Origin of the sequence: Acidovorax delafieldii 2AN (assembly GCF_000175235.1) — a bacterium.
Lineage (GTDB): Bacteria > Pseudomonadota > Gammaproteobacteria > Burkholderiales > Burkholderiaceae_C > Acidovorax > Acidovorax delafieldii_B.
The window spans coordinates 1-957 of the sequence record NZ_ACQT01000558.1 but is presented as its reverse complement, the minus strand read 5'-3'; the positions used below and the strand labels follow the sequence as shown (position 1 = coordinate 957).

The window sequence follows — 957 nt, the reverse complement described above, 5'->3', positions numbered from 1 at the left end:
ACCGGCGCTGGCGCAAGCCCAGGGCGCCTTGCCCGTGCGCGGCACGGTGGCGCTCGACAGCGCTGCGCTGGATGTGCCGCGCATCATGGAAGAGCGCCACGCGCGCCTGTACGACCAGGCGTTTGGCAGCGACCCGGCCTTCTGGCGCGCCGTATCGCCCTTGCACCAGTTGCAGCAGCCTGCCCCGCCGGTGCTGGCCGTATGCTCCACCCGCCGCAGGGTATCGTGCGATCAGGCGCAGCGCTTTGCCGCGCAGGGCCGGGCACGGGGCATGCGGGTCGAGGTGTTGCCGCAGGATCTCTCGCATGGCCAGGTCAACGAGCAGCTCGGTTTGCCTGGTGCCTACACCGACGCGGTGGAAGCCTTCATGTGGTCGGTGGATGGCAAGGCATTGCGGTGACGGCTGCAACGATGGACGGCAATGCACGCGCTTTGCATGGGCCTGCGGTCCTGGCAGCCAGGGTGGCCCTGGGCTGGATGCTGGCCCTTGGCGCAGCCCTGGCCGCACCGGCGCCCTGGTACTACTGGCGCAGCCAGGTGGATGGCCGGCGCGTGTGCGCGCAGGCATCTCCCGGCGCGGGCTGGATGCGCGACAGTCCCGCCTTCGAAGGCCCCGGCTGCCAGCCACGCCGCCGGGTGATCGTGGTGCCGATGCGCTGACTGTGCGCTGAGCGCATGCTGACCGGGCGGCGCCACCTGCAGCGGCCAGCGCAGGCTGGGCCCAGGGTGGCGGTGCAGCCCACGTTGGCACAATGGGCGTCTTCACGTTCGCCCTGTTCTTTGCCATGCCTGCTTTCGAAACCCTGCTCACTTTCTTTGGCGTGTCGGTGCTGCTGGGGCTCACACCCGGGCCCGACAACCTGTTTGTTCTGCTGCAGTCGGCCCAGCGCGGCTGGCGCGCCGGCATGGCGGTGGTGGTGGGCCTGTGCGCCGGCCTCGTCGTGCATACCGCCGCGG

Annotated in this window: 2 protein-coding genes and 1 pseudogene; all 3 read left to right on the top strand. The window is 70.5% G+C overall.

Annotation, left to right across the window (positions count from 1 at the left end; translation table 11 throughout):
- Positions 1–400: pseudogene (locus tag ACDELDRAFT_RS23015) on the top strand (alpha/beta hydrolase); the annotation flags it as partial.
- Positions 397–660 (top strand): hypothetical protein, encoded by a 264-nt coding sequence (locus ACDELDRAFT_RS23010; RefSeq protein WP_232504824.1) that lies wholly within the window; start codon positions 397–399, stop codon positions 658–660. The pseudogene ACDELDRAFT_RS23015 and the gene ACDELDRAFT_RS23010, both read left to right, overlap by 4 nt.
- 125 nt (positions 661–785) lie before the next feature.
- On the top strand, positions 786–957 hold a 172-nt coding region (locus tag ACDELDRAFT_RS23005; protein WP_157764966.1), incomplete at its 3' end, for a LysE family transporter.